The organism is Rhodococcus sp. (in: high G+C Gram-positive bacteria), assembly GCF_049286785.1.
Classification (GTDB): Bacteria; Actinomycetota; Actinomycetes; order Mycobacteriales; family Mycobacteriaceae; genus Rhodococcus_F.
The window spans coordinates 1-6,389 of sequence record NZ_JBAQEO010000579.1 but is presented as its reverse complement, the minus strand read 5'-3'; the positions used below and the strand labels follow the sequence as shown (position 1 = coordinate 6,389).

The window sequence follows — 6,389 nt, the reverse complement described above, 5'->3', positions numbered from 1 at the left end:
CCAGGGAGCGCCGGACTTCCCCTTGTGGGCCACTCCCTCAGCTACGTGCGTGATCCACTCGGCATGCTGGGCCGGCGAGCGCAGCGGTTCGGCCCCATCTCGTGGTTCGGCATGCTGGGTGAACGTTGGGTCACCATGCTCGGTCCCGACGCATGTCAGGCCGTGCTGCAGAACAAGGACAAGGCCTTCGTCAGCGGCGAAGGCTGGAATATCCTCATCGGTCCCGTCTTCCACCGCGGACTCATGCTGCTCGACGGCGAAGAACATCTCACGCACCGGCGAATCATGCAGCAGGCCTTCACCCGTGACCGCCTTGCGCGATATACCGACGCCCTGCATCCCGCGATCGAGAAGGGACTCGACGCCTGGCGTCCAGAGGATCGGTTCCGGGCCTACCCGGCCCTGAAGGAACTCACACTCGACCTCGCCACCAGCATCTTCATGGGCGGCGCCGAAGGCACCACGCCCGCCGAGATGCGGGCGATCAACAAAGCTTTCATCGATTGCGTCCAATCCGCCACGTCGGCGATCCGATACCCGATTCCCGGCACACGCTGGAAGCGCGGACTCGACGGGCGCAAACTACTGGAGAAGTTCTTCCGGAAGTACCTGCCCGCACGCCGATCCGAGGCCTCCGACGACCTGTTCTCCGTGCTCTGCCACATCGAGTCGGAGGATGGCGAGCGGTTCAGCGACGACGATGTCATCAACCACATGATCTTCCTGCTGATGGCGGCGCACGACACCTCCACCATCTCACTCTCCACGATGATGCAGTACCTCGGACAGCATCCCGAATGGCAGGACCGGTGCAGGAAGCAGTCGGCGGCACTGAATACAGACGCCCCGAGCCTCGACCAACTGGACGAACTCACGGATCTCGATCTCGTCATGAAGGAATGCATGCGGCTCGTCTCCCCGGTGCCGGTGGTGGCACGACGCGCCGTGGAGGACACCGAGGTTCTCGGCCGGTTCATTCCCCGCGGCACCTACGTTGCCGTCGTGCCGCACTTCACCCATCACATGAGCGAATACTGGCCCGACCCGGAGCGTTTCGATCCCGAGCGGTTCTCCCCCGAACGCCGCGAGGACAAGATTCACCGCTACGCGTGGGAACCCTTCGGCGGGGGTGTGCACAAGTGCCTCGGGATGCATTTCGCCGGCGCCGAAATTCGCTCGATCATGCACCACCTCCTGCTGCGGTACGAATGGTCCGTGGATCCCGGTTACGTGGCACCACTGAACTTCACCTCCCTTCCCTTCCCGTCCGACGGACAACCCGTCGCACTTCGCCCCCTTCTGAAAGGACTGTGATGCTCGGTCGTCACCCCATTTTCGAGTTACGCGATTCCGTGGTCGCCATCACCGGCGGCGCCCGCGGAATCGGCAAGGCCACCGCCGCACAGTTCCGAGACGCAGGCGCCCGGGTCGTCATCGGCGATCTCGACGCCGACCTGGCCGGTGAGACTGCACGCGAACTCGGGGGTGGCGTGGTTGCCACCGGGGTGAACGTGGCCGACCCGGAGTCGTTCCGTCAGTTCATCGAGTTCGCCGAAAGCACGCTCGGCCCGGTCGACGTTCTCGTCAACAACGCGGGCATCATGCCGCTCGCCGACCTGATCGACGAGTCCGATTCGGTTACCCAGCGGATCGTGGACGTCAACCTGCACGGCGTCATCACCGGAACCAAGTTGGTAACCCCCGGCATGATCGAGCGCCGTCGCGGCCACATCATCAATGTGGCATCCGCTGTCGGACGCATCGCTGTCGCAGGGGCGGCCACCTACAGTGCCAGCAAGTACGCCGTGATCGGGTTCTCCGAGGCAATGCGGTCGGAACTCGCCCCCGCCGGCGTCCACGTCTCGTGCATTCTGCCCACGGTGGTCAACACGGAATTGGCCGTCGGTATCGGCACTGTGCACGGTTCCAAACCCGTCAGCGCCGAAGACGTCGCGACCACCATCCTGAAGGTCTCGGCCGCACCGAAATTGGAGACCTGGGTTCCCGCGCGAGCCCAGGCACTGTACAAGGTGGCCTCGCTGCTTCCGCGCGGGTTCGAGGACTGGCTCAGCGACAAGATGGGTGCGAGCAACGTCCTGTCCAAACCGGACGCCGAGGCCCGTGCCGCCTACGACCGGCGCACGCAGGGAGACATCAGCGCGGCCCGGTAGGAAATGGCGCAGGTTCGGCGCCGAAGTGGTCGTCCTCCTCACCGCCCGTCGCACATAGTGGAGTATGACCATTTCGGCGCCACCACTCGACGTGTATTCCCAGCCCACGCTCGCTTCCCTGATGCCGTCCGTACTCGCCTCGCTCGAGGTTCCCGATGCGCCCAACCGGCTGCGCCTGCCGGACAGCGCGCGCACGGTCGTGCTGCTGATCGACGGACTGGGCGCGAACCTGCTGCGCCGGCACGCCGAGCACGCACCGTTCCTGGCCGGGTTACCGGGGAGGAGACCGATACGCGCAGGATTTCCCACTACGACGGCCACCAGCATCGCGTCGCTCGGCACCGGGCTCCCGTCCGGCGGCCACGGCATCACCGGCTACCAGTCATACGTTCGTGAGGTGCACGGTACGTTCAACTGGCTGTCGTGGCGCACCGGTAAGAAAGGTGACGATCTCGCACGCCTGGTACCGGAGGTGGCGCAGCCCGCGCCGACGGTGTTCGAACGTGCTGCCGCAGCGGGTATCACGTGCACCACGGTTCTTCCCGCCGCGTTCGACGGCTCCGGGCTCACCCGCGCGGTTCTGCGTGGCGGAACGTTCTCCGGCACACATGCATACGGCGATCTCATCGCGAACGTGGTCACCGCCGCAGCGTCCGGCGACCGAACACTCACCTACTGCTACGTCAGTGAGATCGACACGCTGGGACACATTTACGGGCCGGGCTCGCAGGCCTGGCTCCATCAGCTGACGCTCGTGGACCGGCTCGTCGAAAACCTCGCAGGAGCCCTCGCCACCGGCGCCCCGGACACCACGCTCCTGGTCACCGCCGATCACGGAATGGTGACCGTCGACGACGCCGACAAAGTCGACTTCGACGCCGTGCCCGACCTCTCGAAAGATGTGGTGGCCCTCGCCGGGGAACCGCGATGTCGCCACGTGCATACGAAATCCGGAACAGCACACGACGTGGCGGCCCGATGGAAGACGACGCTGGGACCGGGGATGTGGATCGGAAGCCGTAGCGAGGCGCTGACGGCCGGACTGTTCGGTGCCGCCGTACGGTCCGAGATCCACAGCCGCATCGGTGACGTGGTCGCCATCGCCCAGGGCGACCTCGCGGTGGTCCGGCGAAAGAAGGAATCCCGGTTGTCCGCGCTTCCGGGCCAGCACGGTGCACTGACCGACGACGAACTACTCGTTCCACTCCTGCGAATCCCGGCCGACTAGACCGGCCCGACAGTCGGACACCCGTCCCACTCCTGGTACAAATGATGAACAGTGTTGATTCCAGGAGTGATTCATGCCCCGCCCTGCGGAACCGAACAATCGTGTCACCGGCTCGACCGTCAGGAACAAGTGGCCCTGGATACTCGGCGTTCTCGTCGTCATCTTCCTCGTCCGCATGCTGGCACCGGCGATCGACGAGACCCTGGACGCCGGCACGTCCCCGGACTCACCCTCGGATATCGCCGACCCGAAACAGATCCAGGCCGCCTTCGAGGCACTGGCCACCCTCGAGGTCAAAGGTCGCGCACCCGAGACCGGGTACGACCGAGAACTGTTCGGACGCAGCTGGACCGACAATGTGTCGGTGCCGTTCGGCCGCAACGGGTGCGACACCCGAAACGACATCCTGCAACGCGACCTCGTGGACATCGCATTCCGCGACAAGACCCGCAACTGTGTCGTGCAGTCCGGTACACTTCGTGATCCCTACACCGGCAACAGTATTGCGTTCACTCGCGGGACCAGGACGTCGGACGAGGTACAGATCGACCATATCGTCGCGCTGTCGGACGCGTGGCAGAAGGGCGCTCAACTACTCGACGCCGAGACGCGCGCAAATCTCGCGAACGATCCACTCAACCTTCAGGCCGTGGACGGGCCCACCAACCAGCGCAAGAGCGACGCCGACGCCTCTACCTGGCTGCCGCCGTCGAAGACGTATCGCTGCATCTACGTGGCTCGCCAGGTGGAAGTGAAAGTGGTGTACCGACTCTGGGTCACCCCGCCCGAACGCGACGCGATGGAAGCGGTACTCACGGAGTGCGGCGCACACTGAGGGTGTGACTACGCCCCCGGTGGCACCAGGCGGTTCTCCGAACCCGTGTTCCGTACCGGTCCGGGCGCTCCGGATTTCCATTCGACGGTGTTGTTGGAACCGGTCAGCTCCAGCTCCTCGACCGCCTCCGACTGCATGCGGTTGTCGTTGCCGCTGATCGCCGTGTCACCTGCACGGCCGATCTCGAGCGAGTTCCCACTTCCGCTGACCGAAATCCGCCCCGCACGCGCACCCGACACCGTGACGGCGTTGCCGAGAACCTCGAGCGACTCGACGGCCTCCACAGCGGATCGATTACTGCGTCCCGAGATGGTGAGGGTTCCCGTCTGCGCACCCGTCACCGTGGTGTCCTGCCCCCGGACGATGACGGTGCCGGACCGATCGACGTTCGCCGAGACACCGTTCGCGTCGATGGTGACGGTTCCGCAGTCTCCTTCGAGAACGACGACGGCACCGTCCCTGTCGATCAGCACATCCCTGCCGGTGCAGTCACCGCCCGCATTGAACTCCAACCCCGACTCCGACACCCGGGCGGCATCTTGCTCGTCGTCCATTGCTCCACCGCCGCACCCGCCCGCCAGCAGCACAGTCGCAACCACTACGGAAAGCGAGACGAACGAACCAGGGGTGTCGGCGCGGCGAGTGATTCTCATCGATCCCTGCTTTCCTGTTCCCGGTCGGTGGTCCCGTCCGCAGAGCAAGCTAGCAGTGACACCGGCCCATTCCTCGGAGCCACGACGCAGCAGCATCCGGGAACGGCGTCACCTGTTCGCGAGCACCGGCATCGTGACGACCTGAGCGGCGTAGGAGAGCCCGGCGCCGAACGCGAGCAGCAGGGCGGTGTCGCCCGGCTTCGCGTCCCCGGACCGCAACATCGCCTCCATCGCCAGCGGTACCGACGCGGCCGAGGTGTTGCCGGTCTCGGCGATGTCGTCGGAAACCGGCACGGTGTCGGGCAACTTCATGCCGCGAGCGATCACCTCGGTGATCCGGGAGTTGGCCTGATGTGGGACGAAGGCATCCAGGTCGTCGACCGACAGCCCTGCCTTCGCCAAGGCGCTGAGTGCCACCTTGCCCATCTCGAAAGCCGCCCAGCGGAACACGGCGGTTCCTGCCATCTTGATGTAGGGACGGGTGGCACCCGGCGTCGTGATGTACTCGTACCAGTCCAGATCCTGCACGATGGCGTCTGCCTGGGAACCGTCCGAACCCCACTCGACCGGCCCGATTCCCGCAACGTCGCTCTGACCGACCACGACGGCGCCGGCGCCGTCACCGAAGATGAATCGGGTCGAACGGTCGGTGGGGTCGGTGGTGACACTCATCTTCTCGACGCCCACCACGAGGACGTTGTCGGCGGTTCCGGCGCGCACCATGTCCGACGCCACGGCCAGTGCCGTGCAGAATCCGGCGCAGCCGCCACCGAGATCGAAGGCGCCCGGACCTCCGGTTCCCAGTGCGTCGGCCACGACCGTCGCAGCAGGCGGGGTCAGCAGGAGATACGTGGACGTGGCCACGATGACACAGCCGATCTGCTGCGGATCGATCCCGGCCGCCTCGATCGCGGACCGGCCTGCGGAGACGGCCATCGTGACGACGTTTTCGTCGTCCGCCGCGAACCTGCGGTTACGGATGCCCGAGCGCGACTGGATCCACTCGTCGTTCGAGTCGATCAACTCGCAGATCTCGTCATTGGTGACGACCCGTTCGGGCCGGTGAACGCCGAGCCCGAGAAGGGCGGACTGCCGACCTCCAGCCAGGGTGGCAATCTGCTTTCCCATCGATCGATCTCCTCATCAGGTCCGCGCCGGTTGTGTACGCAGTGTGAAAACTGTCGCCCGCACACGTTACGTCGGCGCCGCAGCGCCGGGTAGCACCGGTTACTGTTACCGGCCAGTAGTTTCGATTCGGGCCAGAGGAGCAGGAGTCTCCTGGAACCCCAAAGCATGACTTCCACCACAGCAGTGTTGCTAGACTCCTTCGGGTTCAGCAGTTGATTCCCGTGGGGGGAGAGGGATCCGTTCCTCAGGCTCCTCGAACGCCACGTGTTGCACGAAGATGGGGTATCCGAGTGAAGCGAAGTAGAGCTCTTGCCGTTGTGTCGGCCGGTTGCGTAGCCGCAGCGTTGTTCGGATTCGCCGCACCTGCTGCCGCG

General features: G+C 65.3%; 6 protein-coding genes. 4 read left to right on the top strand and 2 right to left on the bottom strand.

All coding sequences use genetic code 11. The features are described from left to right. From WAW17_RS21125 to WAW17_RS21110, 4 genes are all read left to right on the top strand, one after another. Positions 1-1,314, top strand: a 1,314-nt coding sequence (locus WAW17_RS21125) for a cytochrome P450 (protein ID WP_422334868.1), incomplete at its 5' end; no start/stop codon positions are given. Continuing rightward, entirely contained in the window at positions 1,314-2,171 is an 858-nt protein-coding gene (locus WAW17_RS21120; protein ID WP_422334867.1) for an SDR family oxidoreductase, read from the top strand. The genes WAW17_RS21125 and WAW17_RS21120, both read left to right, overlap by 1 nt. A gap of 64 nt (positions 2,172-2,235) precedes the next feature. Then, on the top strand, positions 2,236-3,399 hold the full coding sequence (locus WAW17_RS21115; protein WP_422334866.1) for an alkaline phosphatase family protein: 1,164 nt from the start codon (positions 2,236-2,238) through the stop codon (positions 3,397-3,399). A gap of 73 nt (positions 3,400-3,472) precedes the next feature. Next, positions 3,473-4,234: an HNH endonuclease family protein gene (locus WAW17_RS21110; RefSeq protein ID WP_422334865.1), complete on the top strand. Its 762-nt coding sequence runs from the start codon at positions 3,473-3,475 to the stop codon at positions 4,232-4,234. Positions 4,235-4,242: 8 nt separating this feature from the next. Here the strand turns inward: WAW17_RS21110 and WAW17_RS21105 are convergent, their stop codons facing one another. Continuing rightward, the gene (locus WAW17_RS21105; RefSeq protein ID WP_422334864.1) at positions 4,243-4,887 is read right to left on the bottom strand and encodes a DUF3060 domain-containing protein; all 645 of its coding nucleotides are present in this window, start codon (positions 4,885-4,887) and stop codon (positions 4,243-4,245) included. Positions 4,888-4,995: 108 nt separating this feature from the next. Then, entirely contained in the window at positions 4,996-6,015 is a 1,020-nt protein-coding gene (locus WAW17_RS21100) for a beta-ketoacyl-ACP synthase III (protein ID WP_422334863.1), read from the bottom strand. Positions 6,016-6,389 lie beyond the last annotated feature (374 nt).

Excerpts from the sequence above, each read along its gene's own strand:
- WAW17_RS21105 (WP_422334864.1), bottom strand. The coding sequence starts at position 4,887 with ATGAGAATCACTCGCCGCGCCGACACCCCTGGTTCGTTCGTCTCGCTT.
- WAW17_RS21110 (WP_422334865.1), top strand. The coding sequence starts at position 3,473 with ATGCCCCGCCCTGCGGAACCGAACAATCGTGTCACCGGCTCGACCGTC.
- WAW17_RS21120 (WP_422334867.1), top strand. The coding sequence starts at position 1,314 with ATGCTCGGTCGTCACCCCATTTTCGAGTTACGCGATTCCGTGGTCGCC.
- WAW17_RS21100 (WP_422334863.1), bottom strand. The coding sequence starts at position 6,015 with ATGGGAAAGCAGATTGCCACCCTGGCTGGAGGTCGGCAGTCCGCCCTT.
- WAW17_RS21115 (WP_422334866.1), top strand. The coding sequence starts at position 2,236 with ATGACCATTTCGGCGCCACCACTCGACGTGTATTCCCAGCCCACGCTC.